The 823-nt window shown below is 46.8% G+C and carries 8 tRNA genes; all 8 read right to left on the bottom strand.

From position 1 onward, the window contains the following. Window positions 1-20: 20 nt before the first annotated feature. Window positions 21-95: transfer RNA gene (locus tag I2484_RS21105), tRNA-Gly, on the bottom strand. A 4-nt stretch (window positions 96-99) separates the two neighbouring features. After that, a tRNA-Gln gene (locus I2484_RS21100) sits at window positions 100-171 on the bottom strand. Window positions 172-182: 11 nt separating this feature from the next. Further along, a tRNA-His gene (locus tag I2484_RS21095) sits at window positions 183-258 on the bottom strand. A 36-nt stretch (window positions 259-294) separates the two neighbouring features. Continuing rightward, a tRNA-His gene (locus I2484_RS21090) sits at window positions 295-370 on the bottom strand. A 27-nt stretch (window positions 371-397) separates the two neighbouring features. After that, window positions 398-471: transfer RNA gene (locus tag I2484_RS21085), tRNA-Trp, on the bottom strand. Between the two features lie 38 nt (window positions 472-509). Next, window positions 510-594 (bottom strand) — tRNA-Tyr (locus tag I2484_RS21080). Between the two features lie 13 nt (window positions 595-607). Next, window positions 608-683: transfer RNA gene (locus I2484_RS21075), tRNA-Thr, on the bottom strand. Between the two features lie 13 nt (window positions 684-696). Continuing rightward, a tRNA-Phe gene (locus tag I2484_RS21070) sits at window positions 697-772 on the bottom strand. Window positions 773-823: the final 51 nt, after the last annotated feature.

Raw genomic sequence — 823 nt, 5'->3', positions numbered from 1 at the left:
GGCTATGCCGCCGTAGAAAATGGAGCGGAAGACGGGATTCGAACCCGCGACCCCGACCTTGGCAAGGTCGTATTCTACCACTGAACTACTTCCGCGAAACTGGGGTAGCTGGATTCGAACCAACGAGTGACGGAGTCAAAGTCCGATGCCTTACCGCTTGGCTATACCCCAAAAAGATAAAATGGGGCGACTGAAGGGAATCGAACCCTCGAGTGTCGGAACCACAATCCGATGTGTTAACCACTTCACCACAATCGCCATGATATCTAAGTTTGTTTTAATTGAATATAAAAATGGGGCGACTGAAGGGAATCGAACCCTCGAGTGTCGGAACCACAATCCGATGTGTTAACCACTTCACCACAATCGCCATGATATTAGATTATACTAAAAAAAATGGCAGGGGCAGTAGGAATCGAACCCACATCAAAGGTGTTGGAGACCTCTATTCTACCGTTAAACTATGCCCCTAAATGAAAGTTTTTTAACACAAAATTCATGTTAAAAAATGGTGGTGGGGGGCGGATTCGAACCGCCGAACCCGTAGGGAGCGGATTTACAGTCCGCCGCGTTTAGCCACTTCGCTACCCCACCATATAGGTGTAAATGGTGCCGGAGAAAGGACTTGAACCCTCAACCTACTGATTACAAGTCAGTTGCTCTACCAGTTGAGCTACTCCGGCACATATATTAAAATGGTGGCTCAGGACGGAATCGAACCGCCGACACAAGGATTTTCAGTCCTTTGCTCTACCGACTGAGCTACTGAGCCACATATTTGGTTTATATTAAGCCGTTAGCTTATTCTAAACCTTATAGTATA

It is taken from the genome of Sporosarcina sp. E16_8, from assembly GCF_017347095.1.
GTDB lineage: Bacteria > Bacillota > Bacilli > Bacillales_A > Planococcaceae > Sporosarcina.
Note: the sequence above shows the minus strand (reverse complement) of the source record. Positions and strands in the feature narration are given on the sequence as shown.